The 25141-nt window shown below is 70.0% G+C and carries 23 protein-coding genes; 11 read left to right on the forward strand and 12 right to left on the reverse strand.

Annotated elements, in window-relative coordinates:
• Positions 1-3: 3 nt before the first annotated feature.
• From ptsP to dhaK, 3 genes are read right to left on the reverse strand one after another with little or no spacing between them, the layout of a single operon-like run.
• Positions 4-2511 (reverse strand): phosphoenolpyruvate--protein phosphotransferase, encoded by a 2508-nt coding sequence (ptsP, locus tag ILP86_RS17850; protein WP_193762572.1) that lies wholly within the window; start codon positions 2509-2511, stop codon positions 4-6.
• A complete protein-coding gene (gene dhaL / locus ILP86_RS17855; protein WP_061017936.1) occupies positions 2508-3152 on the reverse strand; it encodes a dihydroxyacetone kinase subunit DhaL in 645 nt (214 codons plus the stop codon). Before dhaL ends, ptsP begins: the two co-directional genes overlap by 4 nt.
• Positions 3152-4144 (reverse strand): dihydroxyacetone kinase subunit DhaK, encoded by a 993-nt coding sequence (gene dhaK / locus ILP86_RS17860; protein ID WP_058632482.1) that lies wholly within the window; start codon positions 4142-4144, stop codon positions 3152-3154. Before dhaK ends, dhaL begins: the two co-directional genes overlap by 1 nt.
• Before the next feature lie 88 nt (positions 4145-4232).
• Here dhaK and ILP86_RS17865 point away from each other — a divergent pair, with 88 nt between their 5' ends.
• Complete coding sequence (locus ILP86_RS17865; RefSeq protein WP_227751373.1) at positions 4233-5072, forward strand: IclR family transcriptional regulator; 840 nt, start codon at positions 4233-4235, stop codon at positions 5070-5072.
• A 37-nt stretch (positions 5073-5109) separates the two neighbouring features.
• Here ILP86_RS17865 and ILP86_RS17870 read toward each other — a convergent pair whose 3' ends face one another.
• Entirely contained in the window at positions 5110-7263 is a 2154-nt protein-coding gene (locus tag ILP86_RS17870) for a RecQ family ATP-dependent DNA helicase (RefSeq protein ID WP_193762573.1), read from the reverse strand.
• Between the two features lie 109 nt (positions 7264-7372).
• Between ILP86_RS17870 and ILP86_RS17875 the strand changes: the two genes are divergently transcribed.
• The 8 genes from ILP86_RS17875 (at position 7373) to ILP86_RS17910 (ending at position 14138) form a co-directional block, all read left to right on the forward strand.
• Complete coding sequence (locus ILP86_RS17875) at positions 7373-7792, forward strand: pilus assembly protein CpaE (RefSeq protein WP_193762574.1); 420 nt, start codon at positions 7373-7375, stop codon at positions 7790-7792.
• Between the two features lie 87 nt (positions 7793-7879).
• Complete coding sequence (paaA, locus tag ILP86_RS17880; protein ID WP_193762575.1) at positions 7880-8854, forward strand: 1,2-phenylacetyl-CoA epoxidase subunit PaaA; 975 nt, start codon at positions 7880-7882, stop codon at positions 8852-8854.
• The gene (gene paaB, locus ILP86_RS17885) at positions 8854-9159 is read left to right on the forward strand and encodes a 1,2-phenylacetyl-CoA epoxidase subunit PaaB (protein WP_193762576.1); all 306 of its coding nucleotides are present in this window, start codon (positions 8854-8856) and stop codon (positions 9157-9159) included. Before paaA ends, paaB begins: the two co-directional genes overlap by 1 nt.
• Before the next feature lie 80 nt (positions 9160-9239).
• Positions 9240-10112 carry a 1,2-phenylacetyl-CoA epoxidase subunit PaaC gene (gene paaC, locus ILP86_RS17890; RefSeq protein WP_374706400.1) on the forward strand — a complete coding sequence of 291 codons (873 nt, stop codon included), beginning with the start codon at positions 9240-9242 and terminating at the stop codon, positions 10110-10112.
• Positions 10106-10600 carry a 1,2-phenylacetyl-CoA epoxidase subunit PaaD gene (paaD, locus tag ILP86_RS17895; RefSeq protein WP_046748862.1) on the forward strand — a complete coding sequence of 165 codons (495 nt, stop codon included), beginning with the start codon at positions 10106-10108 and terminating at the stop codon, positions 10598-10600. Before paaC ends, paaD begins: the two co-directional genes overlap by 7 nt.
• Before the next feature lies 1 nt (position 10601).
• A complete protein-coding gene (gene paaE / locus ILP86_RS17900; protein ID WP_193762577.1) occupies positions 10602-11765 on the forward strand; it encodes a 1,2-phenylacetyl-CoA epoxidase subunit PaaE in 1164 nt (387 codons plus the stop codon).
• Positions 11766-11778: 13 nt separating this feature from the next.
• Positions 11779-12549 carry an enoyl-CoA hydratase/isomerase family protein gene (locus ILP86_RS17905; RefSeq protein WP_193762578.1) on the forward strand — a complete coding sequence of 257 codons (771 nt, stop codon included), beginning with the start codon at positions 11779-11781 and terminating at the stop codon, positions 12547-12549.
• Positions 12550-12614: 65 nt separating this feature from the next.
• Positions 12615-14138, forward strand: coding sequence for an ATP-dependent DNA ligase (locus ILP86_RS17910; protein WP_193762579.1), 1524 nt, complete (start codon positions 12615-12617; stop codon positions 14136-14138).
• A 73-nt stretch (positions 14139-14211) separates the two neighbouring features.
• On the opposite strand, the gene ILP86_RS17915 is transcribed toward ILP86_RS17910, so the two are convergent.
• Positions 14212-14721, reverse strand: a complete 510-nt coding sequence (locus ILP86_RS17915; RefSeq protein ID WP_046748858.1) for a phosphoribosyltransferase — start codon at positions 14719-14721, stop codon at positions 14212-14214.
• 163 nt (positions 14722-14884) lie between these two features.
• Here ILP86_RS17915 and ILP86_RS17920 point away from each other — a divergent pair, with 163 nt between their 5' ends.
• Entirely contained in the window at positions 14885-16534 is a 1650-nt protein-coding gene (locus ILP86_RS17920) for a thiamine pyrophosphate-binding protein (protein ID WP_193762580.1), read from the forward strand.
• 89 nt (positions 16535-16623) lie between these two features.
• Here the strand turns inward: ILP86_RS17920 and ILP86_RS17925 are convergent, their stop codons facing one another.
• A complete protein-coding gene (locus tag ILP86_RS17925; protein WP_193762581.1) occupies positions 16624-18564 on the reverse strand; it encodes an endonuclease/exonuclease/phosphatase family protein in 1941 nt (646 codons plus the stop codon).
• A gap of 93 nt (positions 18565-18657) precedes the next feature.
• Between ILP86_RS17925 and ILP86_RS17930 the strand changes: the two genes are divergently transcribed.
• Positions 18658-19050, forward strand: a complete 393-nt coding sequence (locus tag ILP86_RS17930) for a VOC family protein (protein WP_193762582.1) — start codon at positions 18658-18660, stop codon at positions 19048-19050.
• A gap of 24 nt (positions 19051-19074) precedes the next feature.
• Here ILP86_RS17930 and ILP86_RS17935 read toward each other — a convergent pair whose 3' ends face one another.
• The 6 genes from ILP86_RS17935 to ILP86_RS17960 form a co-directional block, all read right to left on the reverse strand.
• Complete coding sequence (locus tag ILP86_RS17935) at positions 19075-19449, reverse strand: VOC family protein (protein ID WP_058632490.1); 375 nt, start codon at positions 19447-19449, stop codon at positions 19075-19077.
• Positions 19450-19610: 161 nt separating this feature from the next.
• Positions 19611-20240 carry a response regulator transcription factor gene (locus ILP86_RS17940; protein WP_061017891.1) on the reverse strand — a complete coding sequence of 210 codons (630 nt, stop codon included), beginning with the start codon at positions 20238-20240 and terminating at the stop codon, positions 19611-19613.
• The gene (locus ILP86_RS17945; RefSeq protein ID WP_193762583.1) at positions 20234-21355 is read right to left on the reverse strand and encodes a sensor histidine kinase; all 1122 of its coding nucleotides are present in this window, start codon (positions 21353-21355) and stop codon (positions 20234-20236) included. Before ILP86_RS17945 ends, ILP86_RS17940 begins: the two co-directional genes overlap by 7 nt.
• Positions 21356-21383: 28 nt before the next feature.
• Entirely contained in the window at positions 21384-22139 is a 756-nt protein-coding gene (locus tag ILP86_RS17950) for an ABC transporter permease (protein WP_058632493.1), read from the reverse strand.
• Position 22140: 1 nt separating this feature from the next.
• Positions 22141-23115 (reverse strand): ABC transporter ATP-binding protein, encoded by a 975-nt coding sequence (locus tag ILP86_RS17955; RefSeq protein ID WP_141370249.1) that lies wholly within the window; start codon positions 23113-23115, stop codon positions 22141-22143.
• An 87-nt stretch (positions 23116-23202) separates the two neighbouring features.
• Positions 23203-25074 carry an FAD-dependent monooxygenase gene (locus ILP86_RS17960; protein ID WP_193762584.1) on the reverse strand — a complete coding sequence of 624 codons (1872 nt, stop codon included), beginning with the start codon at positions 25072-25074 and terminating at the stop codon, positions 23203-23205.
• Positions 25075-25141: the final 67 nt, after the last annotated feature.

The raw sequence follows: 25141 nt of genomic DNA on the forward strand, positions 1-25141 counted from the left end.
CGTTCACCCCTCGACGAGAGCCGAGGAAGCGGCAGCGCGCGCGGCATCCGCAGAGCTCGTACCGACCGCTGCCTCCGCGGCTCGTCGGCAGTCATCGACGGACAACTCCTGCAGGCGCGCGGCCACGCGACCGAGCGATCGCGGCGCCATGGACAGCGACGTCACCCCGAGGCCGATCAGGACCGGAGCGAGCGCGGGGTCGCCGCCTGCTTCGCCGCAGACGCCCACCGACTTTCCGGCAGCCCGACCTGCGGCACCGACGGCGGCGATGAGTCGCAGCACTGCAGGCTGCCACGGATCGTTGAGGTCGCCCAGATCGCTGAGCAGCCGATCCGCCGCCATCGTGTACTGGGCGAGGTCGTTGGTGCCGAGGCTCACGAAGTCGACGACCTCGAACAGCTCCGCGGCGAGCAGTGCGGCGGACGGGGTCTCGATCATGATGCCGACCCTGTCGAGCCCCGCGGACCGACAGCGTTCGGCGAAGTCCCTGGCCTCGTCGACCGTCGCGACCATCGGAGCCATCACCTCGACCTCCGCCGCTTCCGCCGCAGCCGCTCGCGCGAGGGCGACCAGCTGATCATCGAGCAGCTGCGGGCGGCGTCGGGCGATCCGCAGCCCGCGCACGCCGAGCGCGGGGTTGTCCTCGCTGTCGGAGTTGGCGAAGGGAAGGGGCTTGTCGCTCCCCGCGTCGAGGGTGCGCACGACGACCTTGCGCCCAGGGAAGGCGGACAGCACGCCGCGATAGGCGGTCACCTGTTCGTCGATGCTCGGCGCCTCGGCGCGGTCGAGGAAGCAGAACTCCGTGCGGAAGAGTCCAACGCCCTCCGCATGCGCCGAGGCCGCCACCGTCGCGTCCGCCGCTCCTCCGACGTTGGCGAGCAGCGGTATGCGCTGCCCGTCGGAGAGCGCTCCGACGCCGTCGAAGTCGACAGCGGTCGCCGAGGCGCGCGCTTCGGCGACGCGGGATTCCGCCGGGGCGACCTCCACCGTGCCGCGGTCGCCGTCCACGAGGACCATCGTCCCCACCGAGATCGCCTGGGCGTCGACGACACCGACGACAGCCGGCAGCCCCAGGGAGCGCGCGATGATCGCCGTGTGCGAGGTCGGTCCGCCCTGGACCGTGACGAGGGCGACGCATCGGCCCCCGGCGAGCAGAGCGGTGTCAGCGGGAGCGAGGTCGGCGGCCACCAGCACGAAGGGATCGTCGCGCTCGGGGACGCCCGGCATGTCGACTTCGAGGATCTCGGCGATGATCCGGTCGCGTACATCGCGGATGTCGGCGATGCGCTCGGCCATCCGACCCCCCAGCGCGGCGAGGGCCTTCTCGTGGACGACGGCGGTCTCCCAGACCGCACGGGCGGCGGTGCGCCCCTTGGAGAGGACCAGAGCCGTCGCCTCGGACACCAGCTCGGGGTCGGAGGCCAGCAGGCGCGAGGCATCGAGGATGGCCTTGGTCTCTCCCGTCGCCTGCGCCGTGCGTGAGCGGAGCTGATCGGCGACCGCGACGGCGGCCCACTCGATCGCCGACACCTCGGAATCGCGGTCGGCGGGGGGCACCAGCACGTCCGGATCGGGTTCGGGAAGCGGCGGTGCGAGATGCACGACGGGGGCGGCGGCCCGGCCGGAGCTCACCCCGCGCCCGCGGAGCACGGCGCCCGGCGCGACGGTTCGCGTCGGCTCCTCCTGCTCACGCGATTTCGGTTCATACGCGCGCGTCGGCAGACCGGGTGCGGGTGCGATCGCGGTCGAAGTCGCGTCGCCATCGGGTCCGGTCTCCTCGGTCCCCTCCCCGAAGCCGTCATCGAACAGAGCGACCAGGCGATCCAGCGCCTCCTCTCCCCCATCGCCCCGTGCGGTCAGCTCGATCTCGTCCCCCTGCCGCGCACCGAGCACGAGCAGCCGCGTCAGGCTCGCCGCCGACGCGTCGGGGCCGTCGGGGAGCCGGCGCACGCGCACATCCGCGCCGGACGACGCCTTCGCGATCAGTGCCGCAGGACGCGCATGGATCCCCTGCGGGTTGCGGACCCGCACTCGTCGCACCTGCGCGTCATCGTCCTTCGGAGCATCGGAGGTCTCCGCCTCGTGCGCCTCCTCGACACCGAGGGCGCCGGTCTTCGCCGCCAAGGCCGTCGATGCCTCAGCCGCCACGGTGTCGAGCGATCCGCCCGCCGCAGCGGACACGACAGCGGCGAGAAGCCCCTCCACGAAGGGTGCGGGAGCGAGCCGGACGGGCACGTCGCTCGAACGCAGCTCCACCGCGAGTTCCGCGCTGAGCACGGCTGAGCCCAGATCCATGAGCACGAGGACGCCGTCGCACTCCGTGGCGAGCTCATCGATGGCGGCGGACACCGCGACGGCGTCCGTACCGAGGATCGGTACGCCCCCGGCGTCGACTCCGGCGCCGGCGGCGACCCGCACCCGCACCTCGCCGTCGTGGACCATCTGCAGGGCGAGCTCCAGCGCCGCCTCCCCGAGCCGTGCACTGTGGGAGACGGCGACGATGCCGATCATCTGGCGCTGTCCTCGATCGTCTCGGCGAGCGTCTCGAAGAGGATCGCCGTCGAGGCCGCTCCGGGGTCGAGGTGTCCGGCGCTGCGCTCGCCCAGGTAGCTCGCCCTGCCCTTCCGGGCGACGAGAGGGAGGGTGGCGTCCCGACCTGCCGCCGCGGCATCCGCAGCGGCTCTGGCGGCGTCGGAGACGGAGGCGCCCGCGGCGAGCGCAGCGTCCATCGCGTCGACCGCCGGCGCCATCGCGTCGAACATCGTCTTGTCCCCCGCCTCGGCCTTGCCGCGCGCGACGATACCGTCGAGTCCTGCCCGCAGTGCGGCCGCGAGAGCGTCGCCATCGAGATCGGACACGGCACCCGCGGCCATGCCCATGCGGAGGAAGAACGTGCCGTACAGAGGCCCGCTGGCACCGCCGACCGAGCTCACCAGCGTCATGCCGACCGTCTTCAGGAGCTCGTCCACCGTTGCCGGCGCGCCGGCGGACAGCTTCTCGCCGACAGCGCCCATGCCCCGAGCCATGTTGGCCCCGTGATCGGCGTCGCCGATGGCCGAGTCGAGTTCGGTGAGCCAGTCGCGCTTCTCCGTCACGGCGGCGCCGAAGCGTGCGATCCAGTCGGCGAGGAGCGTGGTGTCGACCGCGGCCATCAGACGCCCCATCGCAGACCGGGGGTGTTCACCGGGGCATCCCACAGCCGCAGAAGCTCATCGTCGGCTTTGAGCAGGGTCACCGAGCACCCGGCCATGTCGAGCGAGGTGATGTAGTTGCCGACGAGGTTCCTGGCGACCTGCACTCCGGCCTTCTCCAGCAGCGCGGCGACCTCGCCGTACATGAGGTACAGCTCGATCAGCGGGGTCGCACCCATGCCGTTGAGCATCACGATCGCAGGACCGGTGCCGTCGATGTCGGCCAGGATCGGCTCGACGAGCTGCCGGGCGATCTCGGAGGCCGGGGCGAGGGGTTCGCGATGCCGACCCGGCTCCCCGTGGATCCCTATGCCGATCTCCATCTGATCGTCCGGAAGGTCGAAGGTGGGCTTGCCCGCTGCGGGCACCGTGCAGCTGGTGAGGGCCATTCCCATCGAGCGGCCCTGTCCGTTCACCTTCTTCGCCAGCTCGACCACGGCCGGGAGGTCGCGCCCCTCCTCCGCTGCCGCCCCGAGGATCTTCTCGAGCAGCACGGTGAGGCCCACCCCGCGGCGTCCTGCGGTGTACAGGGAGTCCTGCACCGCGACGTCGTCGTCCACCGTGATGCTGCCCACCTCGATGCCGTCCATGGCGGCGAGCTCGGCGGCCATCTCGAAGTTCAGCACGTCACCGGTGTAGTTCTTCACGATGTGGAGCACACCCGCTCCGCGATCGACGGCCTTGGTCGCGACCTGCACGCGGTCGGGGGTGGGCGAGGTGAAGATCTCTCCGGCGACAGCGGCGTCCAGCATCCCGGTGCCGACGAAACCGCCGTGCAACGGCTCATGGCCGGAGCCTCCGCCGGAGACGATCGCGACCTTGCCCTGCGCCTTGGGCGTGGCGCGCGTGATGACGTGGTTCTCCAGGTCGACGGAGAGCTCGGGATGAGCGAGCGCGACGCCTCTCAGCGACTCGACGAGAACGTCTTCCGGGGCGTTGATGAGCTTCTTCATCGTTCGATCTCCTTTGATCTTTCGCGGACTCTTTCGCAGAAATCCGAAAGCAATTCGTTAATGTCGAATATGCTCGGAGCCTGCCGGGTTGTCAAGATCAATCGTGAAGCCCGGCTCCATCGACACCGGCTCGACGACGCACCGGAAGGAGGCCCTCCCCGTGATCCAGGCGATCGACCGCGCGGCGAAGATCCTCGAACTGCTCCAGGGAGCACGCCACCTCGGCATCACCGACCTCTCTGCAGCCCTCGGCCTGCCGCCGTCGACCGTGCACGGGATCGTGAAGTCGCTGCGCGCGCACGGGCTCGTCGCGAAAGAGCGGGGTGGCCAGCGCTACATGCTCGGCCCCACCCTGCTGCGCCTGAGCAACGTCTACCTCGACACCCTCGACGTGCGCGCCAGAGCCATGCGGTGGACGCAGGAGCTCGCACGCCGCACCGACCTGTCCGTACGGCTGGGCGCTCCGCACTTCACCGATGTGCTCGTCATCCACCACAATCTGCGCCCCGATGACAGCCAGCAGATGCTCGAGACCGGTGTCGCCATCCCCGCCCACGCCTCGGCGATGGGCAAAGTGCTCCTCGCCTACGACCTCGGGTTCCAGCAGAGCGTCTTCGAACAGCCGCTGCGCAGCCTCACCGGCGACACCGTCACCGACGTGGCGCGCCTGACGCTGGAGCTGCCGTCGATCGCCGAACGCGGCATGGCCGGGGAGTTCGACGAGGCCGTCCTCGGCGAGTCCTCGATCGCCGCCCCCGTCGCTGACGCGTCGAACGACATCGTCGCCGCGGTCGCCGTCGTGTTGCCCACCTCGCAAGCACCGGCGTCGGATGCGATCCTCAACGCACTGCGGGAGACGGCACGCAACATCTCACGCGAACTCGGCGCCACCGCCTGGCCCCCGCGCATCGCGCCCGCCGACGACTGACACCTGTCCCACGCAGCGCCACCCCGACGGCCGGCTGTCAGCCGCGCAGCGCCAGCGCGAAGGGCAGCACGCCCGTCGCCCCGGCACGACGGAGCTCACGCGCCGCGACGGTCATCGTCCACCGGCTGTCGACGAGGTCGTCGACGAGCAGCACCGGCCCGGTCGGCACATCCAGATGCCGAGCGCTGAAGCGCTCCCAGAGTCCCGCGAGGCGGAAGACGCTGTTCCCACCCGGCCCGCCGGAAGGCCCTCCTCCCACGAGTTCGAGCGCCCCGAGATACGGCAGGCGCCCGACATCGGCGAGTCCGCGCGCGAGCGAGTCGACCAGCAGCGGGTGCGAGCGCGAGGGCATCGCGACCACCGCCACGGGGCGCTCCTCCCACCCCCATCCTGCGAGCACGCGGACGCACGCCTGCAGCAGCTGCGGTGTCACCGCGGCATCGGGCGCCCCGGCCGCGAACAGCTCGCGCAGCGCCCCGCCCCAGCCCAGATCGGTGAGACGCGCGAGTGCGCGCCCCTCACTCGCCTGCTCGTCTGCCGGGATGCGCCCCTTGACCGGCACGTCCAGCCGGTCCGCACCGGTCGGCCAGGCACGACGAGGCTCGATCGGCACTCCGACGCGGTCGAGCGATTCCACGGCCTGCGAGCTCGCGGAGGCGCCGATCTCCCGCGGGAACCACTCCCCCGCGCAGTTGTCGCACCTCCCGCACGGAGCGGCCGTGTCGTCGTCGAGCGCGCGCTGCAGGAACTCCATGCGGCACCCGTCGGTCTGCTCGTACTCGATCATGTGCTGCTGCTCGGCGACACGCTCGGCGGCGATGCGCTCATACCGCTCGGCGTCGTAGCTCCAGGGTGCACCGGTCGCGACCCATCCGCCCTGCACGCGCCGGACCGCCCCGTCGACGTCGAGCACCTTCAACAGCAACTCGAGCGGCGTGCGGCGGATGTCGACCATCGCCTCGAGCGCCGGCGTCGAGATCGGAACGTCGCCGAGGGCCCCGATCACCCGCTCGGCTCGTTCACGATCGGGCATCGAAGCGGTCGCGAAGTAGTGCCAGATGTCACGGTCCTCGACGCCGGGGAGCAGCAGCACGTCCGCGCTCTCGCTGGCACGTCCGGCACGACCCACCTGCTGGTAGTAGGCCACGGGGGAAGACGGCGCGCCCAGGTGCAGCACGAAACCCAGATCGGGCTTGTCGAACCCCATGCCCAGCGCGCTCGTGGCGACGAGAGCCTTGACCTCGTTGCGCTTGAGCATCCCCTCGGACTCGGCGCGCTCGTCGGGGTCGGTCTGCCCGGTGTAGGCACGCACGTCGTGGCCGTGCTCACGCAGCAGGCGTGCGGTGTCGACGGCGGCCGCGACCGTCAACGTGTAGATGATGCCGGAACCGGGAAGGTCGTCGAGGTGGCTCAGCAGCCAGGCGAGGCGACTCGCCGAATCGCGCAGGCGCAGCACTCCCAGTCTCAGCGACGTCCGGGCGAGCGGCCCGCGGATCGTGAGCACCGGAACCGCATCGGCGTCGGCGGCCGGCCCGTCGTCCGCTCGGAGGCTGCCGAGCTGGTCGGCCACGTCGGCCACGACACGGCTGTTGGCGGTCGCCGTGGTCGCGAGCACCGGCACGTCAGGCGGCATCTGGGCGATCAGGTCGCGCAGGCGGCGGTAGTCGGGACGGAAGTCGTGCCCCCAGTCGCTGATGCAGTGCGCCTCATCGACCACCAGCATCCCGATGCGCCGGACGAGCGCCGGCAACTGCTGCTCACGGAAAGCGGGGTTGTTGAGCCTCTCGGGAGAGACCAGCAGCACATCGACCTCATCGCGATCGAGTTGCGCGAGCACATCCGACCACTCGTGCGCATTGGTGGAGTTGATCGCCACGGCCCGCACCCCCGCACGTTCGGCGGCGGCGATCTGGTCGCGCATGAGGGCGAGCAGCGGAGACACCAGCACGGTCGGGCCCGCCCCCTGCCGACGCAGCAGGAGCGTGGCGACGAAGTAGACAGCGGACTTGCCCCACCCGGTGCGCTGCACCACGAGCGCGCGGCGGCGTCCTTCGACGAGCGCCTCGATCGCCTCGTACTGTCCGTCGTGGAAATCGGCATCCGGGCGTCCGACGAGTTCGCGCAGCGCCGCACGGGCGGACTCGCGGAGGTCGGCGGCCTCGGGGGATGCTGCAGCGGCGTCGGCGGTCATCCCCCCACTCTGCCCCACACCTCCGACACCTCCCACACCTCCGACACCCGTGGTCGCGTTCCACAGGTTCGCCGGGCCCCGGGCGAGTGCCGTCGTCTAGCGTGAGGGGATGATCACACGCGAGCTCGCCGTCGCCCTGCGGGACACCGGACTGATCTGGCATCCGGCCGATGGCGACCGCTTCCAGCTCGATCTCCCCGACGACGTGGAACTCGAAGCGGAGGCCGACGTCTTCACCGTGAGTGAGATGACGATCGAGGCCCGTCAGACGCCGAGCGGCACCGATCTGGCGTTCAACGGCACGACGGAGTGGGCGCTCGACGCGGTGACGCTCGCGGACGCCGTATGGCTGCCGCGGGAGGACCAGCTTCGCGATCTGCTCCGCGGCACGTTCCGTTCGCTGGTGCGCCTCGAGGACTCCTTCCGCGTCGAGATCGAGGTCGGGGGCGAGCTGCTCGCTTTCGAGCACCCCGACCCCACGGAGGCGTACGGCCGCGCCCTCCTCGATCTGATCTCCCGCTCGCGCTGAACCCGCCGTCTTGAATCCGGCAGTCCACTGTGTCAGAATTACCAAACGATCGGTCAGTAAAGATGGCCCGATGCCGAGGAGTCGATGATGACCAGTCCAGCAGACCTGTCCCTGGTGGGCGAGATCTCCGATGAGGAGCGCCTGTTCGACGAGCTCATCGCCAACGAGCAGCGCATCGAACCCCGCGACTGGATGCCCGACGCCTATCGCAAGACACTGGTGCGGCAGATCTCGCAGCACGCGCACTCCGAGATCATCGGCATGCAGCCGGAGGGCAACTGGATCACGCGCGCGCCGAGCCTCAAGCGCAAGGCGATCCTGATGGCCAAGGTGCAGGACGAGGCCGGTCACGGCCTCTACCTGTACTCCGCCGCCCAGACCCTCGGCACCACGCGCGACGAGATGATGGACCAGCTCATCAGCGGCAAGGCCAAGTACTCGTCGATCTTCAACTACCCCACCCCGACCTGGGCGGACATGGGCGCGATCGGCTGGCTGGTCGACGGCGCCGCGATCTGCAACCAGGTGCCGCTGTGCCGGGCGTCCTACGGCCCCTACGGCCGCGCCATGGTGCGCGTCTGCAAGGAGGAGTCGTTCCACCAGCGTCAGGGCTTCGAGATCCTGCTCACCCTGATGCAGGGCACCGAGGAGCAGCGCGCGATGGCTCAGGATGCGGTGAACCGCTGGTACTGGCCGAGCCTCGCCATGTTCGGGCCGCCCGATGACCAGTCCCCCAACTCGGCGCAGTCGATGAAGTGGAAGATCAAGCGGTTCTCCAACGATGAGCTGCGCCAACGCTTCGTCGGCATGCTCGTGCCCCAGGCCGAGATCCTCGGCGTCACGCTGCCCGACCCCGACCTGCGCTTCGACGAGGAGAGCGGACAGTACGTGATCGGCGAGATCGACTGGAACGAGTTCTTCGAGGTGGTGCGCGGCAACGGGCCCTGCAACGCCGAACGCCTCGAACGCCGCCGGACGGCTCATGAAGAGGGCGCCTGGGTGCGCGAGGCCGCGGCCGAGTACGCGCGCAAGCAGTCGCCGAAGACGAAGGCGGTGGCGTGATGGCGACGCCCGGCGCCGACGAGCGCGAGCCCTGGCCGCTGTGGGAGGTCTTCGTCCGAGCGAACCGCGGACTGAGCCACGTGCACGTCGGCTCGCTGCACGCGCCGGACGCCGAGATGGCGATCCGCAATGCGCGCGACCTGTACACGCGTCGTGGAGAGGGCGTCTCGATCTGGGTCGCCCCCGCACACGCGATCACCACGAGCGACCCCGACGCCAAGGGCGCCTACTTCGAGAGTCCCGCCGGCAAGAACTACCGCCACGCCGTGTACTACACCGCCTCAGAGGGAGTGCCGCACCTGTGAGCACGGCACACGAGGACACGGTGCACGAGGAGACGGTGCACGAGGAGACGGTGCACGAGGAGACGGTGCACGAGGAGGCGGTGCACGAGGAGACGGTGCACGAGGAGACGGTGCACGAGGAGACGGTGCACGAGGACATCGACGTGCACGGGAACGTCTCGGTCGACGAACTCGACCTGGCGCAGGAGCTGTCAGGCACCGGCGCGGTCGCCGCATCGGCCGACGTGGCGGAGTACGCACTTCGTCTCGGCGACGACGCGCTGATCCTCTCGCAGCAGCTGGGCGCGTGGATCTCCCGCGCTCCCGAGCTCGAGGAAGACGTGGCCCTGGGCAACATCGCCCTCGACCTGCTCGGTCATGCGCGCTCGTTCCTCCACTACGCCGGGTCCTTCGACGGGCGCAGCGAAGACGATCTGGCCTTCTTCCGCGACGAACCCGATTTCCGCTGTGCATGGATCGTGCAGCAGCCCAACGGAGACTTCGCCCAGACCATCGCTCGCCAGTTCGTGGTGGCCACGTACATGTTCGAGCTGTACTCGGCCCTGCGCGGCAGCAGCGACGAGACGTTCGCCGCGATCGCGGAGAAGTCGCTCAAGGAGGTCGACTACCACCGCGACCACGCCGTGCAGTGGATCCTGCGTCTCGCCGGAGGCACGGAGGAGTCGCGCGCCAGGATCATCCGCGCACTCGGCGACGTGTGGCCGTACGTCGATGAGCTGTTCCGCGACGACGATCTGATCGCGCGGCTCGGCGACGCGGCCGTGGTGCCGTCGACGCTGCGGCCTGCTTTCGACGGCGTGGTCGAGACGGTGTTCGCGGAAGCGGAGCTCTCGGTGCCCGCCGTGATGTCGTCGTCGGCCGGCGGGCGCACCGGTGCGCACGCGACCCCGCTCGGCCACATCCTCGCCGAGATGCAGGTGCTCGCCCGCAGACATCCGGGGGCGACATGGTGACTCTCACGCCGACGCAGGCCGCGTGGCGGATCGCTGCCTCCGTGCCCGACCCCGAGGTTCCTGTGCTCACGATCGAGGACCTCGGTGTGCTCCGCGCGGTGGAGGTCGACGGCACCGCGGTGCATGTCGACATCACCCCGACCTACAGCGGCTGCCCCGCGATGGACACGATCCGCGACGATGTGGTCCTGGCTCTCACCGCCGCCGGCTTCGACGAGGTGTTCGTGCGCCTGGTCCTCTCCCCCGCCTGGACGACCGACTGGATGACACAGGCGGGCAAGAGCAAGCTCGCCGAGTACGGCATCGCACCGCCCTCGGGCCGCGCCGCCGTGTCGACCGGCCCCATCCGCCTGGCGTTGAGCGTGCGCTGCCCCCGCTGCGGGTCGCTCGACACGCGCGAGGTCTCCCACTTCGGCTCCACGTCATGCAAAGCCCTGTTCGAGTGCCGCGCCTGCCTCGAACCCTTCGACCACTTCAAGGTGCACTGACATGTCGCTCTTCACCTCCGCGCCTGCGCCCATCCCGCAGGCGACGACGCCCCGCGAGACCGCACCCCGCAAGCGCGCCCGGTTCCACACCCTCACGGTCGAAGACGTGCGCCCGCTCACCGACGACGCTGTCGAGGTGACCTTCACGGTTCCCGCCGCCCTCGCCGACGAGTACGACCACCTGCCCGGTCAGTACGTCGCGCTGCGTACGACACTCGACGGCGTCGAAGTCCGGCGTTCCTACTCGCTGTGCCGCGCCCCGGAACACCGCGGCGACGGTCAGGACACGCGCTTGAGCGTCGCCGTGAAGCGGGACGAGGGAGGTCTCTTCTCCACGTGGGCGCAGACCGGTCTCCACGCCGGCTTCGAGCTCGACGTGATGAGCCCGCAGGGCACCTTCACCTCCGCTCTGCCCGACCTCGACGACCGGCACGTGGTGGGGATCGCGGCCGGCTCCGGCATCACGCCGCTGATGGCCCTCGCGCACACTGTGCTCACCCGGTCGGACACGTCGCGATTCACCCTGCTGTACACGAACCGCGCCACGCTCGACGTGATGTTCCTGGAAGATCTCGCCGACCTCAAGGACCGCTACCCCACCCGACTCGTGCTGCACCATGTGCTGTCCCGTGAACAGCGGGCCGCTCCCGTCCTCTCCGGGCGCATCGACGAGGAGAAGCTCCGCACGATCCTGGCGACCCTCATCCCCCCGTCGACCGTCGACGAATGGTTCCTGTGCGGCCCTCTCGCTCTCGTCGACCTGTGTCGCGAGGTGCTGGCCGACCACGGTGTCGACCGCTCCCACATCCGCTTCGAGCTGTTCACGACGGGTGATGAACCCGTGCGCGCGGCACGGCCGGTGCAGGTGCGTGCCGGCGAGAAGACGGTGCGTATCGAGGTCACTCTCGACGGCGTCTCGTCGACCGTGGAGAGCCCCGTCGACGCCAGGGAGTCGGTACTCAATGCGGCACTGCGCGTACGGCCCGACGCTCCGTTCGCCTGTGCCGGCGGAGTTTGCGGCACCTGCCGCGCACGCGTGATCGAGGGCAGCGTGACGATGACCGAGAACTACGCCCTGGAGCCCGACGAGCTCGAGCGCGGCTTCGTGCTCACCTGCCAGTCCCACCCCACCAGCGACCGCGTGGTCGTCGACTACGACGTCTGATCGAGGAGCGCCCATGATCGACCTCACCATCGCCGACGACGTGGCCATGATCGTGCTGGACGCGCCATCGAAGCTGAACGCTCTCGACGAGAGGGCACTCGCCGAACTGGATGCCGCCTATGTCGAGGCCGAGGCTGCGGGAGTGCGAGCACTCGTGCTCCGTGGCGAGGGGCGCGCGTTCTGCGCGGGGCGTGACATCTCCGGCGTCGACCCACGGGACGACGATGTGCTCGGCTATCTCGGCGGTCTGGTGACCCCTCTGCTGCAGCGCATGTCGCGGTTCCCCGCGCCGACGTTCGCTGTCGCCCACGGCGCCTGCCTCGGCGTGGGCCTCGGCCTGCTGATCGCGACCGACGTGGTCTATGTGGCGGAATCGGCGAAGATCGGCTCCCCGTTCGCCGCCCTCGGTGCGACGCTGGACTCCGGCGGACACGCGCTCTTCCTCGATCGGCTCGGCGCGCACAAGACGCTCGACCTCATCTACACGGGACGCCTGATGAGCGGCACCGAGGCCGTGGCGTCCGGCCTGTTCTCCCGCGTGTTCCCCGATGATGAGGTGGTGCGGGCCACGACCGACGCGGCCGCCGCCGCCGCTCGCGGTGCGACGGCGGCGTTCCTCGCGAGCAAGGAGCTCATCGCCCGCATCCGCGACGAGCGACTCGCCCTGTGGGATGCGGTCGGGATCGAGAACGCCGCACAGGCCGCGCTCTGCGACACCGACGACTATCGCGAGGGCTTCGCGGCGTTCCAGGAGAAGCGCAGGCCCGAGTTCCGCGGGCGCTGACGCCCGGGTTCCCGCTTTTCGGCAGCGTCGTCTCCAGCGTCGGAGGCCGATGCGACAATACGGAGATGATGCTCTCCGAGGTCGTCTCCACGGCAGAAGAGGTCTCCGCCACGGCGTCCCGCCTCACGAAGATCGATGCCCTCGCACGGCTGCTGGCGCGTTCCGCAGCGGACGAGCTCCCAGCCGTCATGGGGCTCCTGCTGGCCGCTCCGCGCCAGGGACGGCTCGGCGTCGGTTGGCGGGGACTCGCCGCCATCGAGATCACGCATGCGGAAGATCCCACCCTCACGGTGAGCGACGTCGATGCCTCGCTCACCGCCCTCGCCGCCGCCTCCGGATCAGGCTCCGCGGCAGCCCGCACCGGGATCCTCGGCGAGCTCGGCTCGCGAGCGACGGCCGCCGAGTGGGACTTCCTCGTCCGCGCCATGCTCGGCGAGCTTCGCACCGGGGCATTGTCCGGCGTCCTTCTCGACGCGGTCGCGAAAGCGTCCGACCGGCCACTCTCCCTCGTGCGCCGCGCCGCCATGCTCTCCGGCGATCTCGGCGAGACCGCACGTGTCGCCCTCACCGAAGACGCAGACGCGCTGGACGCGGTCGGCCTCGAAGTCGGTCGCCCTGTCCTTCCCATGCTCGCCTCCACCGCGGCGACGCCATCGGCTGCACTCGAGATCACCGGCACGGCGTCGGTGGAGTACAAGCTCGACGGTGCTCGCATCCAGGTGCACCGTCACGGCGACGACGTCGGCGTCTACACGCGGAGCCTGGCCGACATCACCCACCGCGTACCGGAACTCGTCGAGATCGTGCGCGCTCTCCCCGTGGACGATGTCATCCTCGACGGCGAGACGCTGTCGCTCGATGAAGACGGTGGGCCCAGGCCCTTCCAGGAGACGATGTCGAGGTTCGGTGCCGATGCCTCCCGCGAACTGGTGCTGCGGCCATGGTTCTTCGACGTGCTGCACGTGGACGGACGCGACCTGATCGACGAGCCGCTCTCGATCCGCCTCGCCGAGCTCGAGCGCGTGGCCGGCGACTGGCGGATGCCCGGCATCGTGACCGACGACCCGGATGCCGCGGAGCAGCTGTCGCACGAAGCCCTCGCCGCCGGCCATGAAGGCGTGGTGGTCAAGGGTCTCGACGCCCCCTACGCCGCCGGCCGTCGGGGCAAGTCCTGGGTCAAGGTCAAGCCCGTGCTGACCTTCGATCTCGTCGTGCTCGGCGCGGAGTGGGGTTCGGGCCGCCGCCGGGGATGGCTGTCGAACCTGCACCTGGGTGCGCGCGACCCCGACGGCGAGTTCGGCGACCCCGGGGAATTCGTCATGGTGGGCAAGACCTTCAAGGGCCTCACCGACGAGCTGCTGCGCTGGCAGACCGAGGAGTTCCCCGAGCATGAGACCCACCGCACGGCGTCGACCGTGTTCCTGCGCCCCGATGTCGTGGTCGAGATCGCCATCGACGGCGTGCAGCGCTCTCCGCGTTACCCGGGAGGTGTCGCGCTGCGTTTCGCCCGGGTGAAGGGCTATCGGCCCGACAAGTCGCCGGCCGAAGCCGACACGATCCAGACGCTGCGCTCCCTGCTGCCCGGCTGACGAACCACGCGAGTCAGGCGGACGGCATTCAGGCCGACGGCATTCAGGCCGACGGCATTCAGGCCGACGGCATTCAGGCCGACGGGGCGAGTCCCAGGTCCTCTTCCCGCACGGTGCCGCGGAACGACCACGGGAAGTTGATCCAGAGGTCGGTGTCCTTCCATGCGAAGTCGGGCTGGATGATCGTGGAGGGCTTGGTGTAGATCGTGACCGACCGCACATCGGCGCCCTTGTCCTTCAGCAGCTGCACGGCCAGGGCGAGCGTGCGTCCGGAGTCGGCGACGTCGTCGACCAGCAGCACGCGGCGGCCATCGAGGTACGCCATGTCGAGCTCGGGAGGCAGCACCTCGGGCGCGTCGAGCACCGTGCCGATGCCGGTGTAGAACTCGACGTTGATGGCGCCGCAGTTCTTCGCGCCCAGCCCGTAGGCGATCGCCCCGGCCGGGAGCAGGCCGCCCCGGGCGATGGCGACGACGACCTCCGGCATGAAGCCGCTATCCAGGATGCTTCGTGCCAGATCGCGCGTCGCCTCCCCGAAGCCGTCCCAGGTGAGTGTCTCGCGCTCGATCTCCGCATCAGTCATTCCTGCATTCTCCCGCATCTCTGCGGGCTCGCTCGCCGATAGACTGAGCTGGTCCGGCCAGGCCGGTGCCTGAAAAAGAGGCACGAAGCACTTCGCGAAGACGCGGAGGCGAGACACATACGGATCCCGCAGTTCCTCCGTCCCTGTCTCGAAAGGCTTTCCCATGCCCTCCGTGTCCGCCCATGTCGCCCTCACCCTCGCCCAGCACATCGATGCCGTCTTCGGGGTGATGGGCAACGGCAACGCCTACTTCCTCGACGCGATCGAGACGCAGACGGATGCGGTGTTCACCGCCGTCCGTCACGAGCAGGGTGCTGTGGTCGCAGCCGACGCCCACTTCCGCACCTCGGGTCGCATCGCCGCAGGCACCTCGACGTACGGAGCCGGCTTCACGAACACGCTGACCGCCCTCGCCGAGGCCGTGCAGGCACGGGTGCCTCTGGTGCTGGTCGTCGGCGATGAGCCCACGTCCGGCCCCCGCCCGTGGGACGTCGACCAGATCGCCCTCGCCTCGGCGGTCGGCGCCCGCACCTATACGGTCGGACGGGCCGACGCCGCCGCCACCACGGTCATCGCGATCGAGCACGCCCTCACGTACCGGGTGCCCGTCGTCCTCGCGATCCCCTATGACGTCGCAGCGCTCGAAGCCGGTGAGGTGCCGGAGGCTCCCTCACCCCGGATCCCGGCCCCGCTCGCCCCTCGCGGCGAATTCGCCGATGCGATGCTCGACGAGATCGCCACCGCCCTGGCCGGGGCAGAGCGCCCGTTCCTGCTCGCCGGTCGCGGCGCGTGGCTGTCCGGTGCGAGCACCGCGCTGGGAGAGCTGGCCGCGGCCACCGGCGCTCTCACCGCCTCTTCCGCTTTGGGCCGCGGAGTGTTCCCCGACACCAGGTACGACCTCGGTGTGACCGGTGGCTTCGGGGCGGACGGAGCGATGGAGCTCGTGCGATCTGCAGACGTCGCCGTCGTCTTCGGAGCGGGCTTGAACCAGTTCACGATGCGTTTCGGCGACCTGTTCGCGCCGGGGACCCGGGTCTTCCAGATCGACATCGCGGCGGCGGCGACGCACGCCCACATCGGAGGCTTCGTCCGTGCGGACGCCCGTCTCGCCGCGGAAGAGCTCGTGGCGCGGATCGGAGACGCCGGCTCGGCGCATTCCTGGCGCGAGAGCGTGGACGTGGCGGCCGCACGCACCTACGACCGCGGCGATGACCTCGCCCCCGACGGGCGTCTCGACCCGCGCTCCGCCGCTCGTCGCATCGCCGAGCTGCTGCCGGAAGACCGCGTCGTGGTGTCGGACGGTGGGCACTTCATCGGGTGGGCGAACATGTACTGGCCGGTCGCCGCCCCCGACCGCATGATGATGGTCGGCACCGCGTTCCAGTCGATCGGGCTCGGTTGGCCGAGCGTCGTCGGGGCCGCTCTCGCGCGCCGCGAGTCCACCGTGGTACTCACCTCCGGCGACGGCGGCGGGCTGATGGCCATCGCTGATCTGGAGTCGGCCGTCCGGGCGGCGGGAGGACGCGGCATGGCGGTGGTCTGGAACGACGCGGCCTACGGAGCCGAAGTCAACCTCTACGGTCTCAAGGGACTGGCGGAAGGACCCATGCGCATCCCTGAGGTCGATTTCGCCGCGTTCGGTGCGGCCGTCGGCGCGGAGGGCGTCGTGGTGCGCACGCTCTCCGATCTCGACCGTCTCGCCAACTGGGTCGAGGAGGACCCGTCCTCACGGCCCTTCCTGCTTCTCGATCTGCGCGTCTCGGGCGATGTGATCGCGCCGTACCAGCAGGAGATCATCCGCGTGAACTCCTGACGCCGCGGGACAGTCGGTAACGCGAGGGCGTCGGCACGACGCGAACGTCGTGTCGACCCCCTCGTCGCACCCGAGCGTCGTTCAGTCGATCATCCGAGACGCCGGCGCCTGCGCGCGATGCCGAGGCCCGCTCCGACTGCCAGCAGCAGCACCCCGGCGAGGAGGAACGGTGCGCTGTCGGCTCCTGTCGCGGCGAGGTCGCCGTTGCTCGTCGTGCCGGGGCCGGAACCCGCGTTCCCCGACCCGTCGGCGGGAGCACCACCCGGAGCGCCACCGGGAGTGCCTCCGCCTGGGGTTCCGCCGCCGGGAGGTGTGCCACCGGGCGCAGCCGTGACGGCGATCGCCGCCGTCGTCTCCACGCCGTCCGGGTCGATGAGCACGATGCTGTGGGTGCCGGGTTTCGTAGCGGCCGGAACGGTCACGGTCACGCGGAACCCGCCGGTCGCGTCCGTCGTCACGGCACCGAGCGGAACCGGCGTCGAACGCAGCTCGATCCGCAGCGCTGTGGCGGCGGGGAAGCCGGCGCCGGAGATCGTGATCGCATCGCCCGCGGCGACCGATGCCGAAGCGAGCGTCACGGTCGGCTGCTCGGGCTCAGGCGTCGTGCACCCGCCGCCGCAGACGGTGAAGTTCGCCAGCACCGCCTTGTGGTCGGAGGGCCAGACGGCATCCGGCGTCAGGATCTCATCGGCACTGTCGTCGACGACACGCTGATTGCGCATGATCGTCGACTGCGGTCCCACCACGCTTGCTCCGTCGATCGACAGTCGCTCGTCCGGCGTGGCGAAGACGTAATCGATGCGGTCGCGCTCATCGGCGTCGGGAGCCCAGGTCAGAGATGACGTGGGGAACAGAGGATTGTCCGACGGCCACGTGAAGCCCGGATTCGCCGCGGGATCGGGATGCACGGTGCGGAAGGCATCGACCAGTCCCCCGTCGAGCAGCGTCTGCGTCGTCTGCCAGGGAACGACGACGCCGTTGTGGTCGAACAGCTCGGCTGTCGCTGCGGTCCAGTCCTGCGACGGCGGCTCGTTGAAGTCGCCGCCCACGATGGCGATCCGTCCAGTCGTGCGCTCTGCGGCGATGTCGGCGAGCAGCTCGGCAGCGGCGGCCGGTCGGCCCGACTGCGCGTTCGCCGCCAGGATGGCCTCGACGTCGGTCACCGGGGCGTCGAGCTTGTTCCAGGTGTTCCACCCGGCCGGCCAGTCGCCGTGGATCTCCCCGCCGTAGCCGCGCGGGAGGTACGTGGTGTACCAGCGGTACTCCAGGTGGCCGCCGTACACCACGACCTCCGATCCGTTCACGTCGAGAACCGCCTTCGACCACCAGCGGCCGATCGTGTCGGTGGAGACGATCGGATAGCGCGAGACGATCCCGGTGTCGGTCGCCGTGAGGTGCTGGTAGCCGAGCAGTGCGGCGACCTGAGCGGGCGCCTGACCCACTTCGGGGAGGAACGTCACGTCGGCGTCGGTCTGCGTGATGACATCGGCGATCTGACGCGCACCGTCGGCCACCTGGGTGCCCCCGTGCCAGACGTTGAAGGTGAGCACGTTCAGGCCGCTCTTCCCTTCGACCTCGGGCTTCGGTTCGGCCGGGGCGACCGGCTGCGCCTCCTCGTCCGTGACGGTGAGATCGATCGGCCCGGCCAGCACGGTGTAGCCGTCGTCTTCGAGCAGGTAGACGTCGTACTCGCCCGCCCCCATCGTCGCCGAGTTGCGGGTCCAGCCGTCCCGACGCGAGGCGTTCCACGTGACCTGGCCGGTCTGGTCTGCGACGTATCGCCAGTCGAGGGATGCCGGACCGCCGGGCACCGCGCCGTCACGATAGATCCCGATCCAGTTGCGATCGTGCACCGCCGAGCCGGCGTCGAACGAGAACGTGACCGTCTCGTCGAGCCCGATGCGGGGCGTGTCCAGCGTGAGCATCCCTTCCGCCGCCTGAGCGGCGGGAACGACGAGGAGACCGGCGAGAACGATGCCGGTGCCGAGCAGGGCGAGGAGCCCCCGCTTCGGCCGAGTGGCGGAGGTCATGACGAGAAGGTCCTTTCGACGACGTGGCGCATCGAAAGCTACGGCCGCCGGATGACCGGACCGTGACCGTGAGGTGAATGGCAGAATCGGACGATGCCTGGTCTCCATCACGTCGAGCTGTGGATCGCCGACCTCGATGAGGTGCGCGCGCAGTGGCGGTGGATCCTCGAGCGCGTGGGGTTCTCCCTGACGAGCGAATGGAGCAGCGGCGAGTCGTGGGCCGCAGGGGGCAGCTATCTCACGCTCACGATGTCTCCGAACCTGTCGAGCTCCGCGCACGACCGTCGACGCGCCGGCCTCAACCATCTGGCATTCCAGGGCGGTGATCGCACCGCGGTGGATGCGCTGATGGCCGAGGCCGAGCGCCACGGCTGGCGACCGCTGTATGCGGAGCGCTACCCGCACGCCGGCGGCGACCAGCACTACGCGGGCTGGCTCGAGAACGCCTCCGGCTTCAAGATCGAAGTGGTCGCGGACCCGTCGTAGCCGAGCCGGCCTGCTGCCGGACCCCTAGGCGCCGTAGTCGGGCAGCTCCTGCAGCGTCCAGGTGTTCCCGTCGGGATCGTCGAACGACACGAACCGTCCCCAGTCGAGGTCCTGGACGCCACGGGCCTCGACGCCGAGCCCCTGCAGGTGCGCGAGCGCCTCGTCGGCATCGGGGACGACGACCTGGATCGAGTTCTGCTGTCCCGGCTCGAGCTCGATGCCCAGCCCGGTGCCGAACGCGATCGAGCAGGCGGACCCCGGCGGCGTCATCTGCACGAAGCGCAGCCCATCGACGGGCGTCTGGTCGTGATCGGGGGTGAATCCGATCCTCTCGTAGAACTCCTTGGACCGGTCCACATCGGTGACCGGCACGAAGATGAGTTCGATCTTCCAGTCCATCACGCACTCCTCCTGTCGGGCTCCGTCGCCCGTCGGCACCCACGGTACGCGGGGCCACCGACACCGCAGAGACACCGACACCGCACAGTCGCCGATCGTGCATGGACGCCGAGACCGCAAGGACACCGAGACGCGATGTGGAGCCGCCGCGAGCCTCGGCGTCAGATCCACCCCTTGTCGAGCGCGATGCGCACCGCCTGCGCACGATTGGCCGCACCGGTCTTGCCGATGGCAGCGGACAGGTGGTTGCGCACGGTGCCGGCCGACAGGAACACCTCGGCGGCGATGGCGGCCGCCGAGCGTCCGTCGGCGGCGAGTCGCAGCACCTGGCGTTCCCGGTCGCTCAGCGGATTCGCTCCGTCGAACAGGCCGTCGGCGGCGAGCTGCGGATCCAGCACCCGCAAACCCGAATGCACGCGGCGGACGGCGTCGGCGAGCGTCTCGGCGGGAGTGTCCTTCACGATGAATCCGCTCGCCCCGGAGTCCAACGCGGAGCGCAGATAGCCCGGGCGTGCGAAGGTGGTCACCACGAGGACGCGCGTCCTCGTGCTCACCTGTCTGATCCGCCGCGTCGCCTCCACACCGTCCATGCCCGGCATCTGGATGTCCATCAGGCACACGTCGGGGTGCAGCTCCTCAGCGAGCCGCACTGCCTCCGCGCCGTCCGAGGCCATGCCGACCACGGTCAGGTCGGGCTCGAGGTCGAGCAGCGCACCGAGCGCACCACGCACGAGCGCCTGATCGTCGGCGATCAGCAATCGGATGGACCCATCGTCAGGCGCCGTCACCATGTCACCTCCACGCGGGTTCCGTCCTTCTCGGTCGAGCCGAGGGCGAACGCCGCCCCCGCAGCCGCCGCGCGCTCCCGCATGCCGCGGATGCCGTTGCCCTCTGCGGTGGCGATGCCCGCGCCGATGCCCACTCCGTCGTCCTCCACGGCGAGCCGTCCCGGCCACAGGATGACCCGCACGGTGCGGGCACCCGAATGCCGCAGGACGTTGGTCGTCGCCTCGCGGAGGATCCAGCTCGCCGTGATGGCCTGCACCGGCGACAGCGCCTCCGGCTCCCCCTCGACCCGCAGCTCGATGTCCGCCGCGCGGAGCGAATCCCGCGAGGAAGCGAGCTGCTCGATCAGGGTGGTCGCCCGCGCGCCCGCGACCGTCGAGCGCACTCCGGCGATCGCCTCGGCCGTCAACCGCTCGATGTCTGCGAGCTCGGCCCTGGCGCGTTCCGGGTCGGAGTCGATGAGTCTCCGCACCAGCTGCGCTTTGAGACCCACCACCGTCAGCGAATGCCCGATCAGATCGTGCACATCGCGGGCCACGGCTTCGCGTCCCTCGCTGGTCGCGAGCTCCAGACCGAGCCGCTCCGCCTCGGCCGAACGCAGGATGAGCCACGTCGACACCGTGTTGACCACACCGAGCAGCGCGACGATCGCGAGCACCGACAGGTAGCTCAGCCCGCCCGGGAGCAGGAACACGCAGAGCGCCGTCACGGCGACCGCCGCGATGGTCGTGATCCAGTGCCATACGCGCGTCAGGCCGTAGGACGCGAACGACATGATGAAAGGCAGGAAGCTGAGCGCCGATCCGCCTTCGGCCGGCACCGAGACCAATGCGCAGACGATGAGCGCGGCGAACGTGGCCCACTGCCGCTTCGAGGGGGTGCGCCCCAGCCCGCCACCCCCGCGCATGCCGTGCATGAACCCGGTGACGTACAGCACGACGAACGTCACCAGAGCGACCCATCCCCCGACCACCCAGGCGAGGGGCGCCTCGGAACCGAGCAGGGCGATCACGGGGTAGACGAGGAACACCAGCCAGACCACCGCCATCAGCCAGCCGAACCGCGCCCACGGGTCCTTTCCCGTGGCGCGGCTCGTCGTGCGCTTCTCGTGCGGGGTCATCCGTCCAACCTAGTGTCGCCGCGTGCCACTACTGCCGCGCCCGCGAGCGCTTCATTCCCATCGCGACGAGGAGCGCGAAGAGGACGAGCCAGACGGCCACGTTGAGGAACAGCATCCACAGCGGATCGGTCTGCCCCGTCGTGAGCACCCCGTCGGTGAGGGGCCAGCGGCTCAGCGCCACGAAGCCGTACAGCGGGGTGAACCGGGCGATGTCGAGCATCACGCCGTCGAGAGGCATGAACACGTTGCCGAAGAACGCGAAGAACGTCATCGAGATGGAAGCGAGCGCCGCGGCCGAGTCCGAGCTGAAGAACAGTCCGACGCCGAGGCCGAACAGCCCGTACATGAGACCGATCCCGAGGATGATGCCCGCCGTCGCGACCCACCGCCAGGCGTCCTCGGCCTGAGCACCGGTCATCATCCCTGCCACGAACACCGCGACCAGGGCGAGCGCGGCGAAGGACACGGCAGTGAGCAGTTTGGTCAGCGCATACCCCGCGGTGGTGAGCGGGGTCATCGCGAGCTGCCGTCCCCACCCCTGCTTCGCCTCGGTCGCCGCGAGGGAGGTGAGCGAGCTCATCGCGACAGCGGTGCCGTACGCGGCCATCGAGGTCATGACGTAGAACGAGACGTTCCCGTGGCCGGCAGAGAGCGAGCCGTATCCCATCCCGGCACCGAACAGCAGGTACATCGCGACGGGCATCGCCAGGGTGAACGCGAGAGTGTAGGGGTTGCGCAGCTGGCGGACGCCTTCGATGCGCAGCATGGTGGGTGAGACGAGCATGTCAGTTCTCCGTCAGAGCCGTGAAGGCGGTTTCGAGGGTGGGTGCGGCGATCTCGAGGTCGTGCGCGCCGCCGGCGAGGAGGATCCGCGCTGCCGCATCGGAGTCCGTCGCGCGCAGGCTGAGACGATCACCGTCCACACGCACGGCCGCGATCCCCTCCGTCGACGTCAGCGTCGCGACGAGCGCGGTCGGGTCGTCGTCGACCGTGGCGGACACCGTCCGCTCCCCGAGGCTGGCGCGCAGCAGCGCGGTGGGGGCGTCGGCGACGACCGTTCCGCGATGCATCACGACGGTCCGCCGAGCGAACTGCTCCGCCTCTTCGAGGTAGTGGGTGGCGAAGACGATCGTGCGGCCGGCGTCGGCATCCGCACGCATCACGTCCCAGAAGTGGCGGCGGGCCGTGACGTCCATCCCCGCCGTCGGCTCGTCGAGCACCAGGATGTCGGGGTCGGAGATCATCGCGAGCGCGAACTTCACGCGCTGCTGCTCGCCACCCGAGCACTTCGACACCCGTCGGCGGGCGAGAGCGGTGAGGTCAGCGCGCGCCATGACCTCGTCGACCCTCCCCCGCGCCTCGTCTCCGTAGAGGGAGGCGATGAGGCGCACGGTCTCCCCGACGGTGAGGTCGCCCAGCAATCCGCCCGTCTGCAGCACGGCGCCGATCGCACCGCTGGAGGTCGCACGATCCGGAGTCACCCCGAGCACGCGGACGGTGCCGCTGCTCGGTTCGGTGAGGCCCAGCAGCATGTCGAGCGTGGTCGTCTTGCCTGCCCCGTTCGGTCCCAGCAGTGCCACGACCTCGCCCCGCCGGATGGACAGGTCGACCCCGTCCACGGCCTGCACACGGCGCTCCCCTGCGCCGAAGTGTCGTCTCACGGCGCTGAGCTCCAGCACCACGGGGTCATCGATCGGGGCAGCGGAAGCCGGTCGCGCGATGACCCGCGTCGCCGATCCGTCCCTAGAGGTGTCGTCCATGCCTCCAGCCTCGTCCGATGCCGACGAGGAGTCCGGAGGGCGGTGTCATCTCCTCGACGTGACACGTGTCATGTCGAGACCCTCGGCTCATCGTGCCGGGAGCAGCGCCCCCTCGAGGAATTCGGAGAGCTCTGCCGTGTCGTCCAGCGGCAGGATCGCCGCCACGTACTGGTCGGGGCGCACCACGACCACCACACCGTCGCGCGAAAGCTCACGCGCTGCGAAGATGTCGGTCTCCGTCCACTTGCTGGGGCCCGCCGCGTAGACCTTCTCCCAGTCGGTGAGTCCGAGCGGGCCGGTCTTCGGCTGGAACAGCTCGGGTGCCGAGGTGACCTCGACCTCCTCGAAGGGCTGCTGGTAGACGGCCTTGACGTCGAAGATCGCATCCACGTCGGCATCCGTCGGAGTGAGGCGCGCGAACAGCGGAGCGGCCTGCTCCGCCCAGGCGGCGAGCGCCTCGCCGGTGCGGTCGCCGAACGCGTACACGCGCCAGCGCCCGTCGGCCTTCGCGTGGTGTCCGAGGTGCACCACATTGCCGTCGCCGACGCGCACGACCTCGGCCGACTTGAACCGCTTGCCCAGCGGGTAGCCGGGCGCCAGCGCCTGGTGCGCGGCGGTCCCCGTGATCATCGAGGAGGTGTACTGCGTCATGAACCCGGACGGGAACTCGGCCGTTGCGAGGTAGTACGTGGCCAGTTCGTTGGGGTCGGAGATCTCCTCGGGCTTGCGGGCCATCAGGCTCGACCATTCGCGGTCGAAGTCGATCAGCTGCTGGGCGACGGGGCGTCGCTCGGCGCCGTACGTGGCCAGGAGCGCCTCGGGAGCGCGGCCCGTGAGCACAGACCCGAGCTTCCATCCGAGGTTGAAGCCGTCCTGCATGGAGACGTTCATGCCCTGCCCGGCCTTGGCGCTGTGCGTGTGGCAGGCGTCGCCGGTGAGGAACACGCGGGGTGTGCGTCCGGAGCCGTCGATGACGTCGTCGAAGCCGTCGGTCACGCGGTGGCCGACCTCGTACACGCTGTGCCAGGCCACTTCGCGCACGTCGAGCGTGTACGGGTGCAGGATCGCGTTGGCGCGACGGATGATCTCCTCGATGGGCGTCTGGCGCACCCGGTGGTCGTCGTCCTCCGCGACCTCGCCGAGGTCGATGTACATGCGCGAGAGGTATCCACCCTCGCGCGGGATGTGCAGGATGTTGCCCGCCTCCGAGTTGATGGCGCACTTGGTGCGCCAGTCCGGGAAGTCGGTGTTCACGAGCACGTCCATCACACCCCAGGCATGCGCGGCGGAGGCGCCGACATGCGTGCGGCCGATGGCCTGTCGTACACCGCTGCGTGCGCCGTCGCACCCGGCGACGAACTTCGCGTGGATCGTGCGTTCTTCACCCGCGCGCTCACCGGCGACGTAGCGGATCCCCACCTCGACCGGGTACTCCCCCTCGTCGTGGACCGTGAGCCCGGTGAACTCGATCCCGTAATCGGGCACGATCCGCCCCGGGCCGTTGGCCGCGGCCTCGGCGAAGTAGTCGAGCACGCGCGCCTGGTTCACGATGAGGTGCGGGAACTCGCAGATGTCGTAGGCGTAGTCGGCCGTCCGGGAGGTGCGGACGATCTCGTCGCGCTTGTCGGGGTTCGGACCCCAGAAGTTCATCCAGCCGATGTTGTAGGCCTCGGCGATGATCCGCTCGGCGAACCCGAACGCCTGGAACGTCTCGACGCTGCGCGGCTGGATGCCGTCGGCCTGTCCGAGCGGGAGGCGGCCGTCGCGCTTCTCGATGATACGGGTGGAGATCTCGGGGTACTGCGCCATCTGGGCGGCCAACAGCATTCCTGCAGGCCCCGATCCGACGATGAGCACGTCGATCTCGTCAGGGAGGTCGGTGGGGCGGGCTGCGCCGATGCCGGCGGCGTCCTGCACACGCGGGTCAGCGGACACATAGCCGTGGTGGTGGAACTGCATCGTCGTTGATTCCTTCCGGACGTCTTCGTCGGGTCAAGCGCGTCGGGTCATGCGCTTCGGGTCGTGT

Origin of the sequence: Microbacterium sp. R1 (assembly GCF_015159725.1) — a bacterium.
GTDB lineage: Bacteria > Actinomycetota > Actinomycetes > Actinomycetales > Microbacteriaceae > Microbacterium > Microbacterium oxydans.